Origin of the sequence: Pseudomonas sp. HR96, assembly GCF_034059295.1 — a bacterium.
Taxonomy (GTDB): Bacteria; Pseudomonadota; Gammaproteobacteria; order Pseudomonadales; family Pseudomonadaceae; genus Aquipseudomonas.
In genome coordinates, this window is record NZ_CP139141.1 from 2,972,979 (window position 1) to 2,993,034 (window position 20,056).

The following is a 20,056-nucleotide window of genomic DNA, read 5'->3' on the forward strand; positions in this document are numbered from 1 at the left end:
AGGGGCAACGCCCCGAGCTCTTGATTCTTTGGCAGACCACACCGGCCTGGCGCCCTATCGGGGTCGTCCCCCACCGTGGGAGGGGTAACGCCCCGAGCTCTTGATCCTCCTGCAGACCACACCGGCCTGGCGCCCTATCGGGGTCGTCCCCCACCGTGGGAGGGGCAACGCCCCGAGCTCTTGATCCTCCTGCAGACCACACCGGCCTGGCGCCCTATCGGGGTCGTCCCCCACCGTGGGAGGGGTAACGCCCCGAGCTCTTGATCCTCCTGCAGACCACACCGGTCTGGCGCCCTATCGGGGTCGTCCCCCACCGTGGGAGGGGCAACGCCCCGAGCTCTTGATTCTTTTGCAGACCACACCGGCCTGGCGCCCTATCGGGGCCGCCCCCCACCGTGGGAGGGGCAACGCCCCGAGCTCTTGATCTTCCTGCAGACCACACCGGCCTGGCGCCCTATCGGGGTCGTCCCCCACCGTGGGAGGGGCAACGCCCCGAGCTCTTGATTCTTTGGCAGACCACACCGGCCTGGCGCCCTATCGGGGTCGTCCCCCACCGTGGGAGGGGTAACGCCCCGAGCTCTTGATCCTCCTGCAGACCACACCGGCCTGGCGCCCTATCGGGGTCGTCCCCCACCGTGGGAGGGGCAACGCCCCGAGCTCTTGATCCTCCTGCAGACCACACCGGCCTGGCGGTGATGCCTCAGCCCATCACCACCACTGCCTTGCCGATCATCTCCCGCGCCTCGATCCGCGCATGCACCTGGGCCACCTCGTCCAGGCGGTAGCGGCCTTCGATCTGCACCTGCAACGACCCATCCAGAATCGCCGCGAACACCGCGTCCGCCCGGCGTTGCACCGTGACTCCGTCGGCCATGTGATCGGCCAGCCGCGGCCGGGTGAGAAACAGCGAGCCGGCCTCGCCCAGCTCGATCGGGTCCAGGTCGCGGACCGAGCCCGACACATTGCCGTAATTAATGACCAGGCCCCGCGCCCGGCAGGCGCGAAAGCTCTCGCGCAAGGTGGCCTTGCCCAGCGAATCGAAGACCACATCCACCCCGCAGCCCCCGGTCGCCGCCAGCACCTGATCGGCGAAATGCTCGTAGCCCATGGCCTGCTCGGCGCCCAACCGCCGGGCGACGGCGCATTTGCTCGGGCTGCTGCCGGTGGCCAGCACCCGGGCCCCGCACCGATGGGCCAGTTGCACCAGCAACTGGCCAATGCTGCCGGCAGCGGCATGAATCAGACAACTGCTGCCCGGCGCCAGGCGGGCGATATCCTGCACCAGATAATGCGCGGTCGAGCCCTGGAAAATCGCCGCTGCCGCGACGTCATAGCCGATGCCGTCCGGGATCTTCGCCAACCGTGCGGCCGGCACGCTGACATACTCGGCGAAGCTGCCCCAGGCGATGCACCAGGCCACTCGATCACCGGGGCGAAAGTGCCCAGCTCCCTCCCCGACTTCGACCACCTCGCCAGCGCCCTCCATGCCCAGGGTGCACGGCAGGCGAACCGGGTAAGTGCGCGAAAGGGCGTATTTGCCCTGGCGCGTGTGCACGTCCATGAAATTGATGCCGGCGCAGGCCACCTTCACCAGCACATGCCCTGGCGCGGCGCCAGGTCGAGGCAGGTCGGTGCGCAACTGCACAACCTGCGGACCGCCATAGCGGTCGATATATAAGCCCTGCATCAAGCTCGTTCCCGTCTGATCAGCATTCGCAACTATGGTAGAGCGAACGCATCTGTACCAGAATTCCCCAATCGCGCACTTCATCCGATTGGAATCTCCCCGATGTTCGACTGGCAGGATCTGTACTTCTTCACCGTACTGGCGCGGACCGAGTCGCTGTCCGCCGCTGCCCGCGAGCTGCAGGTCGAGCACGCCACCGTGGGCCGGCGGCTCGATGCGCTGGAGCGTGACCTGGGCCTGCGCCTGGTCGAGCGCCTGCCCCGCAGCCGCCCGCTGACCGCCGATGGCCGCGCCCTGGCCCGCGTGGCTGGCGGCATGGCGGGCATCACCGGCGAAGTCAATCGCCTGGCCCGCAGCGCTTCGCTGAACCTCACCGGTACCGTCCGGGTGAGCGCCCCGCCGTCCCTGGCGACCTATTGCATCGCCCCACAGGTCGCCGCCCTGCGCCAACGCTACCCGCAGCTGGACCTTGTCCTGCTGCCGTCGACCACCCTGGCCTCACTGGACAAGGGCGAGGCCGACATCGCCTTGCGTACCGTGCGCCCCGAAGAGCCAGCATTGGTACGGCGCAAGATCGGTGCGGTGCGTTTTGCCCTCTACGCCAGCGCCGCGCTGACGCAGCGACCTGCCGCGCAATGGTCGTTCGTGGCCTACGACGCCTCCCACGACCACCTGCCCCAGCAGGCCTGGCTGCACGAGCTGCGCGGCCAGCGCCCGATCCTGTTCGCTGCCAGCGACCTGGCCAGTCAGCAGATGGCCGCTCGCCACGGCGTCGGCGCCATCGTGCTGCCAACCCTGGTCGGCGACCAGGACCCGGTATTGCAACGCGTGGCTACCCCCACCCCAGCGCCGCTGCGCGATATCTGGCTGACCGTTTACCCGGACCTGCGCCGCGCGCCGGCGGTCAGGGCCGTCATGGAGTTTCTGATCGAATGCGTGGAGGGTCAGGCGCAGTTGGCGATTGAGGTCAGGCCAGAGGCAGATGGATTGTAGAGGGGGTGGGCAGGACTCGACGTGGCGTCTGCTCGCTTTGAAGGTGTGTCGACCAACAATCATACTGAACTCAATCCGGTGCAGTCCTGGATTCCAGGTCGATGTCCTCCGGCCACTTAACCTTGGGCGCCAGGCGTCGGGCGATATTCAAGGTGTCATCCTCGTTGTTCCAGTCGCGGGGCGGACGATCAAAGGCGGGGATGGCGTGTGGGCCCTGCTGCATGAACAGCTGGGCGATAGCCCAGTAGGATTCACCATCCTCCTGGCTGCCGGCAAACTTGAATCGATCCCTGGCAATATTGGTCCCGGGCTCACGGACAGCCAGCATGACGAACTCGATCTTGCCACCGCTTCCCATCGGGCCGTAGGCACTGCAGTACTCGGCGTGCAGGTCGTCCCAGTCGAAGACATCGACATGGACGCCCCATTCGGTGCGGCTGAATAATCTGAAGGCGTTGCTGCGGAAGCGGTAGACATAGACTTTGCGGCGTACTCGATTGAAGCGGATGGGCTCGTCTCGAGGGCATTCGGTGTCGAGCCGCCAGCCCCAGATCGCGGTCCCAGTAGCAAGCAGTAATAAACAATGAACAAAAAGACTTATAGTCAGCCCCTCGAAACTTCGAGTGCAGAACAACAGAGCATCGAATAAAAAAGCTCCTGCTACTGTCAAAAACACCATCATGACAATGGATATAATTGCTAAAGGTCCGCGAAAATTTAATGTACCTCGTGGTAATTCCAGATAAATTTCGTCAAAATAATTAGGTGGGTTGGAAATGAATTCGGTAGAAAACACTTTGCCAGGTAGCTCGTTCGGCGCTGAGAGGTCTTTCTTCCAGCCCGGGTGCCGGGGATGTAATAGCGGTTGCTTTTTGATGCGCATCAAGGTGCTGTCCTCGATTCAAAATCGATATCTTCCGGCCACTTCACCTTGGGCGCCAGGCGACGGGCGATATTCAAGGTGTCATCCTCGTTGTTCCAGTCGCGGGGCGGGCGGTCAAAGGCAGGGATGGCTTGTGGACCTTGCTGCATGAACAGCTGGGCGATGGTCCAGTAGGACTCGCCATCTTCCTGGCTGCCGGCAAACTTGAATCGATCCTTGGCGATATTAGTCCCGGGTTCGCGGACGGTCAGCATGACCATCTCGATCTTGCCACCGGTTCCCATGGGGCCGTAGGCGCTGCAGTATTCGGCATGCAGATCGTCCCAGTCGAAGACATCGACCTGCACGCCCCATTCGGTACGGCTGAATAATCTGAATGCGTTGCTGCGGAAGCGGTAGACGTAGACTTTGCGGCGTACTCGATTGAAGCGGATGGGCTCGTCTCGAGGGCATTCGGTGTCGAGCCGCCAACCCCAGATCGCGCTGCCGGCGGTGAGCAGTAATCCACTCAAAAACATAAGGTCGGCAATGAGGTATTCAAGGCTTGGGTAGTCTAATTCCAGCGTAAGAAAATATAATGCTGTTCCTAACACAAAAAGTATCATCAGGCCAATGGCGAGTATTGCTATGGGTCCGCGAACATTCAAAGTTTGGCGCGGTAGTTCCAAGTAAATTTGGTCGAAACAATTCGGCGGATTCGATATGTATCTTGTGGTCACCACTTCGACAGGTTTATCGTTTGGCGCGGCGAGGTCCTTTTTCCAGCCGGGAGCACGAGGGTGCAATAACGGCCTTGCTCCGTTAACTGTCATGGAGCCGTCCTTGATTCGATGTCGATATCCTCAGGCCACTTAACCTTGGGCGCCAGGCGTCGGGCGATATTCAAGGTGTCATCCTCGTTGTTCCAGTCGCGGGGCGGACGATCAAAGACGGGGATGGCTTGTGGGCCCTGCTGCATGAACAGCTGGGCGATGGCCCAGTAGGATTCACCATCCTCCTGGCTGCCGGCAAACTTGAATCGATCCCTGGCGATATTAGTCCCGGGTTCGCGGACGGCTAGCATGACGAGCTCGATTTTGCCACCGGTTCCCATGGGGCCGTAGGCACTGCAGTACTCGGCGTGCAGGTCGTCCCAGTCGAAGACATCGACATGGACGCCCCATTCGGTGCGGCTGAATAATCTGAAGGCGTTGCTTCGGAAGCGGTAGACATAGACTTTGCGGCGTACTCGATTGAAGCGGATGGGCTCGTCTCGAGGGCATTCGGTGTCGAGCCGCCAGCCCCAGATCGCGCTGCCGGCGCCGACTATCAGCAGACTCAGCATTATTAGATCTGCAATCAGAAATTCAAAGCTGTGAATAGGGAGTGCCATGACGAAGAAAAACAGTGCCGCCGTCACGAGAGTTATCATCATCATGATTATCGATGAAATGGCTACAAAACCCCGGGAGTTCAGGGTCGCGCGCGGTAGTTCCAGGTAGATGTCGTCAAAGTAGTTGGGTGGGTTCGATATGAAGCATGTATAGAGTAACCTACCAGGTTCATCGTTTGGGCCGGAAAGATCTTTCTTCCAACCCGGGTGGCGGGGACGTAATAGTGGTGCCTTCATGCTCCTCATTATGGCGCCGTCCGCGATTCCAGATCGATATGCTCAGGCCACTTCACCTTGGGCGCCAGGCGACGGGCGATATTCAGGGTGTCATCTTCGTTGTTCCAGTCGCGGGGCGGGCGATCAAAGGCGGGGATGGCGTGTGGGCCTTGCTGCATGAACAGCTGGGCGATGGCCCAGTAGGATTCGCCATCCTCCTGGCTGCCGGCAAGCTTGAATCGATCCTTGGCAATATTGGTCCCGGGCTCGCGGACGGCCAGCATGACCATCTCGATCTTGCCACCGGTTCCCATAGGGCCGTAGGCGCTGCAGTATTCAGCGTGCAGATCGTCCCAGTCGAAGACATCGACATGAACGCCCCATTCGGTGCGGCTGAACAACTTGAAGGAGTTGCTGCGGAAGCGGTATACATAAACTTTGCGACGCGCTCGGTTGAAGCGAATGGGTTCGTCTCTGGGGCATTCGGTGTCGAGTCGCCAGCCCCCAAGTGACCAGCCGACGCCCATCAACATTGAGCATAGAGCAAGGAAGCAGGGAATGAAGTCACCGAAATTTCTGATGTGGACAATGAGGACGTACATCACGAAGGCGGCCCCTAATATACAAGATATCAAGAGGATCATGGAAAGGATGGCTATGGGGCCGCGGAAATTCAACGTTGCACGTGGAAGCTCCATGCAGTGTTCGTCAAAAAAATTGGGAGGATGGGATATGAATTTTGTAATAAGTAAGTTTGTAGGTGAGGAGTTTGGGCCAAGCAAATCTTTCTTCCAGCCAGGGCTGCGAGGGATCAATAATGGTTTTCTGGACGCCATGGGTACTTACCTTGGAACAACTGTAAGCGGCCACCCTACCCCATTGAACAAGGACGGAGGCCTTGGTAGTGAAATCAGTTTGGCCAGCGAGATTGCGAAATTATCGCCGCGTAGCTATCGGCGTCACTTCTATCCGGCCAATATGTCAGCGTAATCGTCACTGCTTCGACCGCTGGTCTGCTTTTTGAGGGGAGCAACTCGATCGTGCCGCGAAAATCTTTCGTGCTAGGAGAATGAGCGTCCTTAGTATTCAACGCTCGAATCGAAGCTATCTGTGATTTGGAGTTTAGATAATAATCGACATTCTTCGGAAAGTTCGCTTCAAGTCGTTGTAACCACTCACTCGGTGGTGTTACTACGTCCAAAGCAAAAAATTGTTCCTGGAGAATTGGCTCTCCAGCGATGTATTCGCCGAGTGACTGATCACGCCCCCGATGCAGCACAATGGTCCAACTATAGGCTGAGTGAGCCTCATCGAAGAATGGCAATCGAATCGCGTATTCCCAAGTGCGAGTTGCAGTCGGAGGGGCTGTACGGACAAGCCCTCCAAGGTGAAGCATCCCGCTGTCGACAATCTTTGTCCGCCGGGTAATGTCTAGCGTCATACCAAGCGTTGCAGCGTTAAGCTCACCCAATGCAATGGCGGCATCTTCAGCCTTGATCCAGTGAACCTTGGGGTTTTCATTGGCGATACCGAAAAAGCTACGTCTTGCCCAGGTTTCAAACACATCAGATTCCCCAGCTCCTGCGGCTTTGAAAAGTGCGTACGCGACGATGCTGAAAACAATCGCAGCCCCTAATGGCCCTGCTAACACAGAGCTCAAGGACTTCGCAGCTGTTATCCCGAACCAAGCGCCCCATCCCGCACTGAATGCAGATGCGGCGTATAGAACGGAAGCAAACCTGTCACCTCGATTCCAGACTTGGTAGCTAGCTAAGGCTGCTTTCATCGCATCGAACACACCACCGACGGCTATGATCACCGCCCCAGCCCGCTGCAAATACAACCCGGCGTCCAAAGCAATTTTCACCCCAGGCCCCACTATCAACCCGGACTTCTGCACTCCTGTAGCACCACTCTTCAAAGCCAACCCCACCATCTCCACGCCACCGCCAAGCACCCCCAGCATGCTCCCCTGAAGCGCAATCAACGCTTCCGCCGACTTGTCCCCAACCGTCTCTTCCGCCGACTCAAGGCTCTTGCTCAGCGCATCGCCCATCAGATACATCGAGCCAATCGCTACCAGCAGCTCCGCGCTTGCAGCCACTCCGCGCAGCCCGGCAAAGCTGGTTCTGACCCAGCGGCTGGCCTGCCACGCCGGGACCTTGAAGTGGCTGATGCCCCTGACCACCTGCGGGTCCAGGGTGCCGAGGCCGACGGTCACCATGCTCAGCGCCGAATACGCGGCCACCGAGGAGTAGTCGCCCGACACGGGCTTGTCCTTGTCGCTGTTCATGGCCGCCATCAGGTCGTCCGCCGTGCCTTCGAACCACAGCGATACCTTGACCATCAGGTCGGCGAGCTTGGGGTCCAGGACCACCAGGCTGAGCACGCCGCCCTGGATCATCGGGCGAATCTTCGGCCGGGTGCCGGCCACCATCCGGTCGGCGCCGTTGGCAAATTTATGTTGCAGACTGCGGACCACATCCGATTGCAGGGCGTAATACTCGCGAAGCTTCATCTGCACGTTCAGCTCGATCAGGCTGATGCGGTTGTACAGCAGCTGGCTGGCGGTATTGACCCGCGAGATGGCGAAGTTCACCCCAGGTCCGACAAGGTCCTTGAGGCGGGCCTGGGCGCCGTTGACGGCACCCAGCAGCTGGGCGATGGCTTCCTGCAGCGGCGCCTGCATCAGGCGTCTGCTTTCGTCGCTGGCGATGGTCCGGGTCAGCAGGTCGTACAGCCTGAGGCTGTCGTTCCAGGTGGTGGACTCGCTGAAACTGGGCAGCAGGGCCGCCAGCAAGGGCGAGTCGCGCCGCAGCAAGGCCTGATAGGCATGACTGTGCGGATCCTGCAGTAGGGTCTGCCATAGCTGTGCCGTGGCGCCGCCGGGGTTGTCGGGCGCCTCGCTGATGCCGCCGCGCAGGCACAGGGCCATGGTCTTGCTGTAGGCCTCGCCCGACTCTTCGTCGGCACCGTCGTAGTCGTGGGTCATGGCGACTTGGAAGTCACGGGTCAGGAAGGCTTCGGCGTACAGCCTGCCGTAACGATCGATCTCCTGCTGGTAGGCCTGCAGGGTGGTTTCATGAGCCTGCTGGAAAGCGGCGCGTCGGGGTTCGTCGTAGCGTTGCTCCAGCCGCTGGTTGGCGTCCAGGGTGTGGCTGTCGACCACCCGCTGGCGCTCGATTTCGGGGCTGACGAACACCGGCGGGCCGTCGCCGCTCATGGGCTCGAACGACGGCACCCGGTGTTCGGCCCACTGCCGATGCATGGCCCGGATCGCCAGGAGGATCTGCGAAGTCTGCTGCTGGTAGGCCCGCTCCGGCTCTTCCAGCCATGCCTGCCGGGCATGCGCCCAGCTGGCACGCAGGCCGTTGTACTCCTGGACCAGGCCGATGGGGTCGTCGATGTCGATCATCAGCACGCCTTGCCGGCCATCCGCGCCCGGCGCCATGTTTTGCAGGTAGTTGCGCAGGGCCAGGCGCGAGCGACCGCGGCTGTGGAAGGCGTGCACGCTGTCGAAGCCGGGCACGAAAGCCTCGTATTCGTAGACTTTGTGGTGCACGAGCGGCTGCTCGGCGGTGAGGAAGTCGCCCAGTTTGCCGGGGTTCTGCTGGGCGGTGGTCAGGTCGAACATCTGCATGCGCTCGATGTTGTTCAGCGCCTTGTAGGAGTCGAGCACACTCCTGGGCCAGGGGTCGCTGGCGAAGGCCATGGAGACGGTCTGGTATTTGTCGGTGTCGATGTTGATGAAGGACGCCGGGATGTGGTGGTCGGCGTTGACGCAGGCCCAGGGCAGCAGGCGTGTGTTGGCGGCCGGGGGTTTGTAGGGGTTGAACTGGCGCAGGTAGCCGTCCGGGGTGACCTGATAGGCATGCCAGACCTTGTCGTCCAGCAGCAGGTAGACGTAGCCGGCGCGCAGGGTGCGCAGGCCGAGCTTCATGTCGGTGAGCTCGGGTTTGGGGCGGTGGTAGGCGGTGTGGGCCTTGGGCACCAGCGCCGTGCGCACCAGCAGGATGGGCAGCCCCTTGCGCTCGCAGAGTCTGCAGTCGCCGTGGGAGAAGGCGTTTTCGGCGATGCGCACGGCCATTTGTTCCCTGAAGTTCATTGGGCGGCTCCATGATCGAGCAGCAAATGAAGGCACGCTTCGTGTGCAGGGAGGGCGATCATGAGGGCTGATGCCGGATGGCGATTCATGACGCTTTACCTCGGTAGCACTGGAATCGTGCCACAGGGGCGTAGCGCAGTTGTGCTGGTCGTGCCATGGAATCCCGTCCATTCTTTTATTTTTGACGTCGGGAAAATGACATACCTGTAAATGGGTTCCAGCCGAAAATTGTAAGTAATTGAGAAAAGTACGTTAATTCAGGTAGATAGTCGGCCACCCGGAATCAGAAGCTCGCGGCTTGCCCGCTGGGGCCCTTCTGGTGAATCACCCGCATAGCGGTCACAAATCAACCGCATTGCGGACACCCACCCATCAGCGCTACCCTGACACACCTTCCCCACCTGGCCATACCCATGCGACTCGACCCCCGCAGCAGTTCGTTCACGCTCTTCCTTGGGGTGCTCGCCGCCCTGCCGCCCGTGGCCACAGACATGGCGTTGCCGGCGCTGGCCGATATAGGCGCCAGCCTGCAGGCCAGGGCCGGGCTGGCCGGGTTGACCTTGAGCCTGTTCATGGCCGGGTTTGCCTTAAGCCCGTTCTTTTATGGGCCGCTTTCGGATCGCTATGGGCGTCGCCCGGTGTTGCTGGTCGGGTTGCTGCTTTTCGCCGTCAGCGGCGTGGCGGCGACGCTGGCGCCGAACATAGGCCTGCTGCTCGCCGCCCGGCTGGTACAGGGCATGGGGGCTGGGGTGGGCATGACGTTGGCGATGGCCATGGTCCGCGACCTGTTCCATGGCCGCGAAGCACAGGCGCGGTTGACCTTGATCACCATCGTGATCAATACCGCACCCATGCTGGCGCCGGCAGTGGGCGCCGAGGTCGCGGGTTGGCTGGGCTGGCGTGGCATCTATGCGGCCATTGCCCTGTGGGGGCTGGCGAGCCTGGCGGCGGCGTGGCTGTGGCTCGGCGAGACCGCCACCCTGCCCCAGGGTCCGCAGCCGCCGCTGCTGGGCGCTGTGCTGGCGGGCTATCGACGGGTGCTCGGCCATGGCAGCATCATTGCCCACGTGTTGCTCAACGCTTGCGGGTTCGGCTGGATGTTCGCCTACGTCGCCGCCTCGCCCTGGTTGCTGATCGAGACCTTGCACGTGGCGCCGGGGTTGTACGCGGTGCTGTTCGCCTGCACCGGCGGCGGCATCGTGCTGGGCGCCATGGGTGGCGGGCGTCTGGTCAAGGCCGGGGTAGCGCCGCGCAAGGTGCTGCTGGCGGCGGTGCTGCTGGCCCTGGCCAGCACCCTGGTGCTGCAGGCGCTGGCGGCCAGCGAGCACATCTCTGTCGCCCGCTGCATGCCGCTGCTGGTGCTGGCCACCGCCGCCTTCGGCATGACCGCGCCCACGGCAGCGGCCGGCGCATTGGCGCCGCTGCCAGAGCTGGCCGGAGTGGCTGGCGGGCTGCTGACCTCCTTGCAGATGCTGGCCGGAGCGGCCGCCAGTGCGCTGGTGGCCATGCTGTTTCCTCATCTGGGCGTACAGGCCATGAGCCTGACCATGGCTGGCTTCGCCATCGTCGGCGGCCTGCTGGTGCTGTGGATCTGGCTGGGCGATACCGCCAAACGCGCCGCTCGGCAAGCGGCCTAGGCGCTGCCCGGCGAAGCCAGCCGCTGCAGGCACTGCTCGCGGCAGGCCAGCAGCGCCTCGCTGATGGCCGGCAGCACGGCATCGAAGCGAAACGCCGGCACCACCACGGAAATCGCGTAGGGCCGCAGGCCGGGCACGCTGATGCTGGTGGCGATGGCGCAGACCCCCGGGGCGTGCTCTTCGCGGTCGCTGGCGATGCCTGTGGCGCGCACCTGCTGCAGTTCGCGGGCCAGTGCGCTGCGCGAGGTCAGGGTGTGAGCGGTCAGAGCCTGGAGGCTGGCTGGCAACAAGCGCTCGACTTCCTGTGGCGCCTGGCAGGCCAGGATCGCCTTGCCGTTGGCCATGGCATGGGCGGCGAAGGGTCGGTCGAGCATCGGCACCACGCGCACTTCCTGATCGGACACGAAGCGCTGCACAAAGCGCATCTGCGCCCCTTCCAGCACCGACAGGTCGACCGTCTCGCGGGTTTGCTGGAACAGCGCCTCGAGCGGTTCGCGCAGCTGGCTGACGACGCTGTCGGCGACGCAGTCGCCCAGCTCCTTGAGCCCCCAGCCCAGGCGCACCCCGCCCTCGCCGGCTTCGAGCAGGCGCTCGGCGACCAACGCATCGACGATGCGCTGCACGGTGGAGCGCGGCAGCCCAGTGCGCCGGGCCAGCACGGCCAGGCTCAGGGTGTCGCCGCCCAGGCAGCGCAGCAGGTGGGCGGCGCGGGCGATGACCTGAATGCTGCTGTTGTCGCGGGTGGGCTTGGCGGTGTCTTGCGGCTGGTTCACGTCAGGCGGCTCTTGGCGCAAAGCGTCGATCATAGCACCGCCAGAGGCCCAGGCTATCGATCGGCATCCTGCGGCAGGTCGCTGCCCTGGCGCTCGGCCTCGGGCACCACGCTGGTGTCGATGCTGACCACCACCGACATGCCCGGGCGCAGGCGCTGCGCCTCGGGCTGCCCGGCATCGACGCTGATGCGCACCGGGATGCGCTGGGCGATCTTGACGAAATTACCGGTGGCATTGTCGGCCTGCAGCAAGGCGAATTCGGAACCTGTGGCGGGCGCGATGCGCTCGACGTGGCCGTTCAGGCGCAGGTGGTCGAGGGCATCGACGGTGAAGCTGGCGGGCTGGCCGACGCGCACATCGTCCATCTGGGTTTCCTTCATGTTGGCGATCACCCAGTGCACCTGCGGCACCAGCGCCATCAACTGCGCCCCGGAGTTGACGTAGGCCCCCAGGCGCACGCCGATCTGGCCCAGCTGGCCGTCACGCGGGGCGGTCACCCGGGTGTTGCTCAAGTCGATGCGCGCCAGTTCCACAGCGGCCTCGGCGTTGGCCACCGAAGCTTCCAGCGAGGCGCGGTTGACGATCACGGTCTGCAGGTCCTGGCGGGCGATCTCGACGGCCGCCTTGGCTTGATCGAGCGCCGCCACGCTCTGCGCGTTGGCCGCGCGGACCACGTCCAGGTCGCGTTTGGACACCGAGCCGTCGGTGATCAGCTCCTCGTTGCGCTTGAGGTCGGCGGCGGCCTTGCGCACCTGCGCCTGGTTGTCGGCCACCGCGGCCAGGCGCTGGGCGATGGTCGCCTCGGCGCTCTTGCGCTGCTGGATATTGTTGGCCAGCGCGGCCTTCTGCACCGCCACCTGGGCCACCGCCTGGTCCAGGCGCTGGCGGTAGATGCGATCGTCCAGGCGCACCAGCAGGTCACCGGCCTTGACGTGCTGGAAATCCTGCACCGGCACTTCGAACACATAGCCGGCCAGTTGCGGGCCGATCACCGTGACCTGGCCACGGACCATGGCGTTCTCCGTGCTTTCGATGGCGCTGCTGAACGGTGGCAGCTGCCAGGCATAGAGCACGACGAAGATGCCCAGCAGGGCGATGGCCGCGAAGATCAGCGAGGACAGCACCTTGACCCGCAACGAGCGCGGCTGGGTGCTGGCGGCCGGCGGCGGGGTCACACCCTCGGGGGTCGAAACGATGGCATTGGTGGTGGTCGTGCCGGTCTGGGTGTTCGGGTCGGTCATTTTGCGGTCGCTGCCTGGGTGGTACTGCGCAGCCACAGGCTGCGGATGAATATCCAGATCATGGTCACGACGGCGATCGCCGCCATCAGCATGAACACATCGTTATAGGCCAGCACGTTGGCCTCGCGGGTGGTCGCGGTGGCCAGCGACTGTATGCCCAGGGTGTTGCGCAGGCCGCTGTCGGCGATGACCCCGGCATAGCCGGCGCCGCCGCTCTGGATGCGGGCTGCGACCAAGGGTTGGCTGAGGGCCATCTGGTCGGTGAGGATGCTGGAGTGAAACTTCTCGCGCACGATCTGATAGGTGCCCAGCAGCGCCGAGCCGATCAGCCCGCCCAGGTTGTTGGCGATGCCGAACAGCACGGAAAAACTCACCAGGTTGCGCGGGTTGGTCACCACGTTGCGCGTGCCCAGGGCCATGGTCGGGCCGAGAAAGAAGGTGCCGCCGAAGGCCAGCAGAAACTGGCTCAGGTACATCTGCGCCGGCCGTGTGAGGTTGTTGGAGAAAGCGTCCATGCCGGCGCCGGTGGCCATCAGCGCCAGGGAAATGATCAAGGGCATGAACAGATGCTGCGGGTTGATGGTCAGGGCACTGACGGCCAGGCCGGCCACCGCGCCGGCGAGCATCACCCAGTACAGGCTGCGCATCTGCTCCTGGCTCATGTTCAGGGCCTGCAGGAAGCCGACGGCGCCGGTGGTCTGCTCGGACAGCACCATGCGAATGAGGATCACCGCCAGGCCCAGGCGGATCGCCACGCCGCTGCCCAGCCAGCGGGTCATCAGCATCGGGTTGCTGCGGTTGTGTTCGATGCCCAGGCCGAGCAGGATCAGGCCGATCGACGCGGCGCTGGCCACGCCGATCCAGCGCGCCTCCAGCCACCAGTCGATGCGCCCCAGCGACAGCACCGCGCACAGCAGCGCCACGCCTGTGAACAACACGCCGAAGGTGAGGAAGTCGAGCGGCTCGAAGGTCCGAAAGCGGTCACCCGGCGGCAGTTTGAGCATAAAGACGCAGCCCAGCGCGGTCAGCGCCAGGCCCAGCTCGAACAGGTACAGGCCGCGCCACTCGCCGATCTGCAGCAGGTCTTCGGAAAAGATCCGCGCCAGCGGCAACGCCAGCTGCGCCGCGCCCAGGCCGAGCACCAGCGCCTTGAGCCGCCACTTGGCCGGGAACGCCTGGATCATGTAGTACAGCCCCAGCGAACTGAGCGCGGCGCCGACCATGCCATGGGCGGCGCGCACGGCGATGGCCGAGCCCAGGTCATTGACGAACAGGTGGGCGAAAGTCACCAGCGCGTAGAGCACCAGAAAGACCTCGGTGAAGGCGCGCAGGCCAAACTGCTGGCGAAATTTCACCAGCAGCAGGTTCATGGACACGTTGGTCATCACGTAGGCCGCCGGCAACCAGGCCATTTCCGCCGTGGTGGCGCCGAGGGCGCCTTGCAGAAACAGCAGGTTGGCGGTCACTAGCGCGTTGCCCAGCCCGCCGGTCAGGGCCACCAGCAGCCCCACGGCGGCGTAGGCGAAACGCTTGTGCGTCGGGTGCCAGGGGGTCGACGGCGACCCCGGCAGGCTCGGCCGCTCTTCGGGTTGCCACGGGTGCGGGGCGTAGCGATCCATCGAATATCCTGAGTGCGCTGGAGGTGTGGCTGCTGGCTATGACTCCATAGTGGCACAAAGGTTTGCAATCGGCAGTGCAAAGCACCGTGGCAGTTCCCGCCCCCTTTACGCCGCCGCGCTGTAGCGTAGCAAACTGGGTCGGCGCAGGAGCCGGCGACTGCCGCTACGGCACCAGCACCACCTTGTCACAGGCCCCGCTGTTGACCTCGGCGTAGCGCGCCAGCCCTTCGCTCAGCGGCGCCTGGACCACGCCTTGGGGCAGCGGCAGGCGGCCTTCGTCGAAGTAGCGGCCCACTTGCTCGAGCATCCGCGCGCAGGCGGCGCTGTCGTACAGCAGCGAGTTGACCCCCACCACCGAACCGCCCTTGCGGTACAGCGCCAGCGCGGGCAATTGCACCTGGCCGTCCAGCGGCGCGGCGATGATGGCGATGCGACCAAACTGGGCGAGCCCGGCAACGGCCGCAGGCAGCCAGAAACCGGTGGTGTCGAAGATCACCTCGGCGCCGCCGGCGAATACGGCCTGCACCTGCTCCCCGAGCGCCTCCGGTGCTTGCAGGACCAGCGCCTGGAAACCTTGACGGCGAAGGGCCTCGGCCTGTTCGGCGCGGCGCACTGCCACCAGCACCTGGGCGCCACGCACCTGCGCCAGGTTCAGTGCGGCCAGGCCCACGGCGCCAGCGCCGATCACCAGCACCCGGGTGCCTTCGCCGACCTGGCTGCGCTGCAGCGCATCCCACGCCGTGGTGTAGGGCACGCCGAGGCTGGCGGCCTGAGCGAATGACAGGCTCTGCGGTTTCAGCGCGACGCCGGTGGCCGGCAAGGTCAGCAGGCTGGCGTGTGAGCCATCACGAAAGAACCCGGGCTCCTTGCCGGTGCCCCAGACTTCCCGCCCGACCAGCTCGGCAGGCCCCTGCACGACCACTCCGGCGAAATCACGACCGGGAACCCGCGGCAAGGTGGTGTAGGGAAAACGACCCAGCACGTTCTTGACGTCCGAGGGGTTGAGGCCGGCGGCCTTGACCTGGATCAGCACTTCGCCGGCGGCGGGCACCGGGTCGGGCAGTTCGACGAGCTGCAAGGCGGCGAGGTCGCCGGTACGAGAAAATTGCAACGCTTGCATGGCTTGGCTCCTGGGGAAGGTGGTGGGGCCAGTCTAGCGGCGCCTAGCCAACAGGATCGGCCAAAGGCTTCTGTTTTTCGGCCATGCCTGCGACATACCTCGACGGTGCATAGCCGAACTCCCGGCGAAACATGTCGGTGAAGCTGCTGGGCGAATAACCCAGCGACAAGGCGATGCGGTTGACCGGCATGCCTTGGATCAACTCCGCCAGCGCCGTGGCCAGTTGCACCTGCCGGCGCCATTCGGCGAAGCCCATGCCCAGCGCCGCGCTGAACAGCCGCGACAGGGTGCGCACGCTGGCTCCGGCCTGTTCGGCATGCTGCTCGAAGGCGATATCCAGGCTCGGCTGGGCCAGCACCGCCTGGCACAGGCGGCTCAGGCGCCGATCGGAACCGTCCGGCATCGGCACCCGCGCCTGGCTGCGCGGTGCGCGCTTGAGCTCGAGCAAGGTCAGGCTGGCCAACGCCTGGTAGTAATCGCCAGAGGTCGCGGCGCCCTGCTCCACCAGGCTGACGATCAACTCGCGCAGCAGCCCGCCCACCTCGATCACCTGCGCCTCGCCGTGCAGCTGGCGGGCCAGACTGGGGCGCAGGTAGATGTTGCGCATCTGCAGGTCGCTGACCACGCGGATGCCATGGGGGACCCCGGCCGGCAGCCACACCGCGCGTTGCGGCGGCACCACCACGGCGTATTCGGGCATCTGCACCCACATGACCCCGCTCAGCGCGTACAGCAGCTGGCCCCACTCGTGCTGGTGCGGTTCGATGAACAGCCCGCGTGCATAGGTCCGCGCCAACGGCGTCAGGGTGGCGCCGGGAAGCGTCAGGTCGGGGGGTGCGGCCAAGGCCATGGCAAGGGCTCACGAAGGCTGGAAAGCGCCATGATAGCGCGCCGCGTTTTGACTCGCAGGCGCCAAGCTGCTAACACTGCCAGCAGTCATTACCCTTCACCCTTCTCGCCAGCATTCGCCGGAGCGCCAACTGATGAACCTCGTCAATGCTCGTCTTCGCCATCAACCCGGCTTGCACACCCTGCGCTGGTCGGCCCAGCGCATCACCGCCATCACCACCCAGCCCGCCGCCATCGAGGCGCTGCCCGGCGACCTTGACGCCCGTGGGCAGCTGGTGATCGCGCCGCTGGTGGAACCGCACATCCACCTGGATGCCACCCTGACCGCCGGCGACCCGCAGTGGAACATGAGCGGCACGTTGTTCGAAGGCATCGAGCGCTGGGGGCAACGCAAGGCCACCATCACCCATGACGACACCAAACAGCGCGCCCATACCACCATTCGCATGCTTGCCGAGCATGGCATCCAGCACGTGCGCACCCACGTCGACGTCACCGACCCGACCCTCGGCGCGCTCAAGGCCATGCTCGAGGTGCGCGAGGAAGCCCGGCCGCTGATCGACCTGCAGATCGTCGCCTTTCCCCAGGAAGGTATCGAGTCGTTCGAAGGCGGTCGCGCATTGATGGAACGTGCCATCGCCATGGGCGCCGACGTGGTCGGCGGCATCCCGCATTTCGAGAACACCCGCGAGCAGGGGGTCAGCTCGATCCACTTTCTGATGGACCTGGCCGAGCGCACCGGCTGCCTGGTGGACGTGCACTGCGACGAGACCGACGACCCGCATTCGCGCTTTCTCGAGGTGCTGGCCGAGCAGGCGCGGGTGCGCGGCATGGGTCCGCGGGTCACGGCCAGCCACACCACGGCCATGGGCTCCTACGACAACGCCTACTGCTCCAAGCTGTTTCGCCTGCTCAAGCAGGCCGACCTCAACTTCGTCTCCTGCCCTACCGAGAGCATCCACCTGCAAGGGCGCTTCGACACCTTCCCCAAGCGCCGCGGCGTGACCCGCGTCGCCGAGCTCGACCGGGCCGGGCTCAACGTCTGCTTCGGCCAGGACTCGATCAAGGACCCTTGGTACCCGCTGGGCAACGGCAACATCCTGCGGGTGCTCGACGCCGGCCTGCACATTTGCCACATGATGGGCTTCGAGGACCTGCAACGCAGCCTCGACCTGGTCACCGACCACAGCGCCCGCACCCTGAACCTGGGCGAAGGCTACGGGCTGGCCGTCGGGCGACCGGCCAATCTGGTGGTGCTCAATGCCGAGAACGACTACGAGGCCGTGCGCCAGCAGGCCAAGGCGCGCATTTCGGTGCGTGGCGGGCAGGTGCTGATGACCCGGGAGCCGGAGCGCATCGAGTTCCCCGGATTGTGAGGCTCAGCCCTGCCGCCCCAGCCGCTGGACCACGAATTCGACGAAACAGCGCAGCTTGGGCGAGCGATAGCGATCCTGGCCATACAACAGATGCACCGGCCGCGCCGGCAGCTGGAACTGCTCGAGCAGGGCCACCAGCCTGCCAGCCGCCAGGTCATGCTGCACCAGTGCATCGGGCAACATGGCGATGCCCAGGCCACCCAGCACGACGTGGCGCAGACCGGCCGCGCTGTTGGCCTGCAGCCGGCCGCTGATGTCGACCACCACCTCGGCGCCGTCTGGCCCGCGCAGGCGCCAATGCTTGCCGGACCAGCGCCAGTCGTCTCCGGCCTGGTAAGCGAACGACAGGCACTCATGCTCGCCCAGTTGCTGCGGCTGCTGCGGCCAGCCATGGCGTTGCAGGTAGGCGGGCGCTGCGCAAAGCGTGAGGCCGTAATCCACCAGAGGCCGGGCGATCAGGCTCGAGGGTTCCAGCGCCCCCAGGCGTATCACCGCATCGAAGCCCTCCTCGATCAGGTCCACCAGCCGTTCGGTCAGCACTACATCGAGCTTGACCTGCGGGTAGCGCTGCATGAATTCGGGCAGCAAGGGCATCAGTGACTCGCCGCCGAAGGTCGGCGGCGCGCTGATGTGCAAGGTGCCGTGAGCCTGGGTCTGCTCCTGCTGGGCCAACTGCTCGGAGTCGTTGACCAGCCCCAGCACCTCGACGCAACGCTGGTAGTAGCTGCTGCCGAATTCGGTGAGGTTCTGCCGGCGGGTGGTGCGCTTGAGCAGGCTGACGCCCAGGCGCTGCTCCAGGGCGCGCAGGTGGTTGCCGACCATGGTAGTGGAGATCCCGCTCAGCTCGGCGGCGCGGGTCAGGCTGCCGGATTCGACCACCCTGACGAACACATTCATTGCCTGGAACAGATCCATTATCAAGCCCTGCTGACAAGTCTTCAAAGCCGGGCAAGGTTTATCCCGGCAGCCTGGCTAACGATACTGGAAAAAACCCGCCACATGGAGTGCTCCGCCAATGTCCGCCGCCAGCCTGATGCGCACCTACAATCCTCTGCCACTGACCTTCGCCCGAGGCCTGGGCTGCCGCCTGTGGGACACCGAGGGCCGCGAGTACCTGGATGCCACTGCGGGCGTGGCGGTGACCGGCGTTGGCCATGCGCACCCGCGCATCGTCGCGGCGATCCGCGAGCAGGCCGGCCTGCTGCTGCACACCTCCAACCTCTACGGCATCGAGTGGCAGCAGCGCCTGGGCGCCCGGCTGGCCGGGCTGAGCGGCCTGGATCGGGCTTTTTTCAACAATTCCGGGGCCGAGGCCAACGAGACCGCGCTGAAACTGGCCAGGCTCTATGGGCGCCATCGCGGCATCGAGCGACCGCTGATCGTGGTCATGGAAAACGCCTTTCATGGCCGCACCCTGGGCACGCTGGCCGCCAGCGACTCGTCGTCGGTGCGCCTGGGCTACCAGCCGTTGCCGGGCGAATTCGTAAAGGTGCCGTTTGGTGACCTCGATGCCCTGGCCCAGGTCACCCAGGCGTTCGGCCAGCGTATCTGCGCGCTGCTGCTCGAGCCCATCCAGGGCGAAAGCGGCGTGCGCCCGGCCCCGCCCGGTTACCTGCGTGCCTTGCGCGACTGGTGCAGCCGGCATGCCTGGCTGTTGATGCTCGACGAGATCCAGACCGGCCTGGGTCGTACCGGGCAGTGGTTCGCCTACCAGCACGAGGACATCAGGCCCGACGTGCTGACCCTGGCCAAGGCGCTGGGCAATGGCGTACCGATCGGCGCCTGCCTGGCCCGCGCGGCGGTCGCCGACCTGTTCACCCCGGGCAGCCACGGCAGCACTTTTGGCGGCAACCCGCTGGCCTGCCGGGTGGCCTGTACGGTGCTGGACATCATGGCCGACGAGGACCTGGTGGCCAATGCCGCGCAGCGTGGCGAGCAGCTGCTGGGCGCTCTGCGGGCGCGTTTCGGCGCCGACCGGCGGGTGCGGCAGATTCGCGGCCAGGGCCTGATGGTCGGCATCGAACTGGCCGAGCCGGCCCGCGACCTGATGGCCCGGGCGGCGCTGGAGCACGGCGTGCTGATCAACGTCACGCGCGGCACGGTGATCCGCCTGCTGCCGCCGCTGACCATCGATGCGCAGCAGATCGAGCTGCTGGTCGAGGGCCTGGCCGCGCTGCTGCAGGGT

The 20,056-nt window shown here is 64.7% G+C and carries 15 protein-coding genes and 1 pseudogene; 4 read left to right on the top strand and 12 right to left on the bottom strand.

Features of this window, described 5'->3' with window-relative positions:
* Positions 1–700: 700 nt before the first annotated feature.
* Complete coding sequence (locus SFA35_RS13320) at positions 701–1,687, bottom strand: quinone oxidoreductase (protein WP_320571005.1); 987 nt, start codon at positions 1,685–1,687, stop codon at positions 701–703.
* A 102-nt stretch (positions 1,688–1,789) separates the two neighbouring features.
* Here SFA35_RS13320 and SFA35_RS13325 point away from each other — a divergent pair, with 102 nt between their 5' ends.
* A complete protein-coding gene (locus tag SFA35_RS13325; protein ID WP_320571006.1) occupies positions 1,790–2,680 on the top strand; it encodes a LysR family transcriptional regulator in 891 nt (296 codons plus the stop codon).
* A gap of 70 nt (positions 2,681–2,750) precedes the next feature.
* Here the strand turns inward: SFA35_RS13325 and SFA35_RS13330 are convergent, their stop codons facing one another.
* The 5 genes from SFA35_RS13330 to SFA35_RS13350 form a co-directional block, all read right to left on the bottom strand.
* Positions 2,751–3,563, bottom strand: a complete 813-nt coding sequence (locus tag SFA35_RS13330; RefSeq protein WP_320579010.1) for a DUF6708 domain-containing protein — start codon at positions 3,561–3,563, stop codon at positions 2,751–2,753.
* A complete protein-coding gene (locus SFA35_RS13335) occupies positions 3,563–4,375 on the bottom strand; it encodes a DUF6708 domain-containing protein (protein WP_320571007.1) in 813 nt (270 codons plus the stop codon). The genes SFA35_RS13330 and SFA35_RS13335 overlap by 1 nt, the downstream gene beginning before the upstream one ends.
* Positions 4,372–5,172 (bottom strand): DUF6708 domain-containing protein, encoded by an 801-nt coding sequence (locus SFA35_RS13340; protein ID WP_320571008.1) that lies wholly within the window; start codon positions 5,170–5,172, stop codon positions 4,372–4,374. The genes SFA35_RS13335 and SFA35_RS13340 overlap by 4 nt, the downstream gene beginning before the upstream one ends.
* Before the next feature lie 8 nt (positions 5,173–5,180).
* A complete protein-coding gene (locus SFA35_RS13345) occupies positions 5,181–5,849 on the bottom strand; it encodes a DUF6708 domain-containing protein (protein WP_320571009.1) in 669 nt (222 codons plus the stop codon).
* Positions 5,850–6,061: 212 nt separating this feature from the next.
* On the bottom strand, positions 6,062–9,256 hold the full coding sequence (locus SFA35_RS13350) for a T6SS effector BTH_I2691 family protein (protein ID WP_320571011.1): 3,195 nt from the start codon (positions 9,254–9,256) through the stop codon (positions 6,062–6,064).
* Between the two features lie 413 nt (positions 9,257–9,669).
* Here SFA35_RS13350 and SFA35_RS13355 point away from each other — a divergent pair, with 413 nt between their 5' ends.
* Complete coding sequence (locus tag SFA35_RS13355; RefSeq protein ID WP_320571012.1) at positions 9,670–10,893, top strand: multidrug effflux MFS transporter; 1,224 nt, start codon at positions 9,670–9,672, stop codon at positions 10,891–10,893.
* Here the strand turns inward: SFA35_RS13355 and SFA35_RS13360 are convergent.
* The 5 genes from SFA35_RS13360 to SFA35_RS13380 all read right to left on the bottom strand — a co-directional run bounded on the left by SFA35_RS13360 (position 10,890) and on the right by SFA35_RS13380 (position 16,496).
* On the bottom strand, positions 10,890–11,666 hold the full coding sequence (locus SFA35_RS13360) for an IclR family transcriptional regulator (RefSeq protein WP_320571013.1): 777 nt from the start codon (positions 11,664–11,666) through the stop codon (positions 10,890–10,892). The two genes, SFA35_RS13355 and SFA35_RS13360, sit on opposite strands and share 4 nt — an antisense overlap.
* A 53-nt stretch (positions 11,667–11,719) precedes the next feature.
* A complete protein-coding gene (locus tag SFA35_RS13365) occupies positions 11,720–12,907 on the bottom strand; it encodes an HlyD family secretion protein (RefSeq protein ID WP_320571014.1) in 1,188 nt (395 codons plus the stop codon).
* Positions 12,904–14,526, bottom strand: coding sequence for an MFS transporter (locus SFA35_RS13370; RefSeq protein ID WP_320571016.1), 1,623 nt, complete (start codon positions 14,524–14,526; stop codon positions 12,904–12,906). Before SFA35_RS13370 ends, SFA35_RS13365 begins: the two co-directional genes overlap by 4 nt.
* Positions 14,527–14,689: 163 nt before the next feature.
* A complete protein-coding gene (locus SFA35_RS13375; protein WP_320571020.1) occupies positions 14,690–15,646 on the bottom strand; it encodes a zinc-binding alcohol dehydrogenase family protein in 957 nt (318 codons plus the stop codon).
* Positions 15,647–15,689: 43 nt separating this feature from the next.
* Positions 15,690–16,496, bottom strand: a complete 807-nt coding sequence (locus SFA35_RS13380) for a helix-turn-helix transcriptional regulator (RefSeq protein WP_320571023.1) — start codon at positions 16,494–16,496, stop codon at positions 15,690–15,692.
* Positions 16,497–16,629: 133 nt separating this feature from the next.
* Here SFA35_RS13380 and codA point away from each other — a divergent pair, with 133 nt between their 5' ends.
* Positions 16,630–17,871, top strand: coding sequence for a cytosine deaminase (gene codA / locus SFA35_RS13385; protein WP_320571025.1), 1,242 nt, complete (start codon positions 16,630–16,632; stop codon positions 17,869–17,871).
* A gap of 3 nt (positions 17,872–17,874) precedes the next feature.
* Here codA and SFA35_RS13390 read toward each other — a convergent pair whose 3' ends face one another.
* On the bottom strand, positions 17,875–18,786 hold the full coding sequence (locus SFA35_RS13390; RefSeq protein WP_320571026.1) for a LysR family transcriptional regulator: 912 nt from the start codon (positions 18,784–18,786) through the stop codon (positions 17,875–17,877).
* Between the two features lie 100 nt (positions 18,787–18,886).
* Between SFA35_RS13390 and SFA35_RS13395 the strand changes: the two are divergent.
* A pseudogene (locus tag SFA35_RS13395) lies at positions 18,887–20,050 on the top strand (aspartate aminotransferase family protein); the annotation flags it as partial.
* Positions 20,051–20,056: the final 6 nt, after the last annotated feature.

Coding starts and splice junctions, on each gene's coding strand:
- SFA35_RS13320 (WP_320571005.1), bottom strand. CDS start 1,687: ATGCAGGGCTTATATATCGACCGCTATGGCGGTCCGCAGGTTGTGCAG.
- SFA35_RS13325 (WP_320571006.1), top strand. CDS start 1,790: ATGTTCGACTGGCAGGATCTGTACTTCTTCACCGTACTGGCGCGGACC.
- SFA35_RS13330 (WP_320579010.1), bottom strand. CDS start 3,563: ATGCGCATCAAAAAGCAACCGCTATTACATCCCCGGCACCCGGGCTGG.
- SFA35_RS13335 (WP_320571007.1), bottom strand. CDS start 4,375: ATGACAGTTAACGGAGCAAGGCCGTTATTGCACCCTCGTGCTCCCGGC.
- SFA35_RS13340 (WP_320571008.1), bottom strand. CDS start 5,172: ATGAAGGCACCACTATTACGTCCCCGCCACCCGGGTTGGAAGAAAGAT.
- SFA35_RS13345 (WP_320571009.1), bottom strand. CDS start 5,849: ATGGAGCTTCCACGTGCAACGTTGAATTTCCGCGGCCCCATAGCCATC.
- SFA35_RS13350 (WP_320571011.1), bottom strand. CDS start 9,256: ATGAACTTCAGGGAACAAATGGCCGTGCGCATCGCCGAAAACGCCTTC.
- SFA35_RS13355 (WP_320571012.1), top strand. CDS start 9,670: ATGCGACTCGACCCCCGCAGCAGTTCGTTCACGCTCTTCCTTGGGGTG.
- SFA35_RS13365 (WP_320571014.1), bottom strand. CDS start 12,907: ATGACCGACCCGAACACCCAGACCGGCACGACCACCACCAATGCCATC.
- SFA35_RS13370 (WP_320571016.1), bottom strand. CDS start 14,526: ATGGATCGCTACGCCCCGCACCCGTGGCAACCCGAAGAGCGGCCGAGC.
- SFA35_RS13375 (WP_320571020.1), bottom strand. CDS start 15,646: ATGCAAGCGTTGCAATTTTCTCGTACCGGCGACCTCGCCGCCTTGCAG.
- SFA35_RS13380 (WP_320571023.1), bottom strand. CDS start 16,496: ATGGCCTTGGCCGCACCCCCCGACCTGACGCTTCCCGGCGCCACCCTG.
- codA (WP_320571025.1), top strand. CDS start 16,630: ATGAACCTCGTCAATGCTCGTCTTCGCCATCAACCCGGCTTGCACACC.
- SFA35_RS13390 (WP_320571026.1), bottom strand. CDS start 18,786: ATGGATCTGTTCCAGGCAATGAATGTGTTCGTCAGGGTGGTCGAATCC.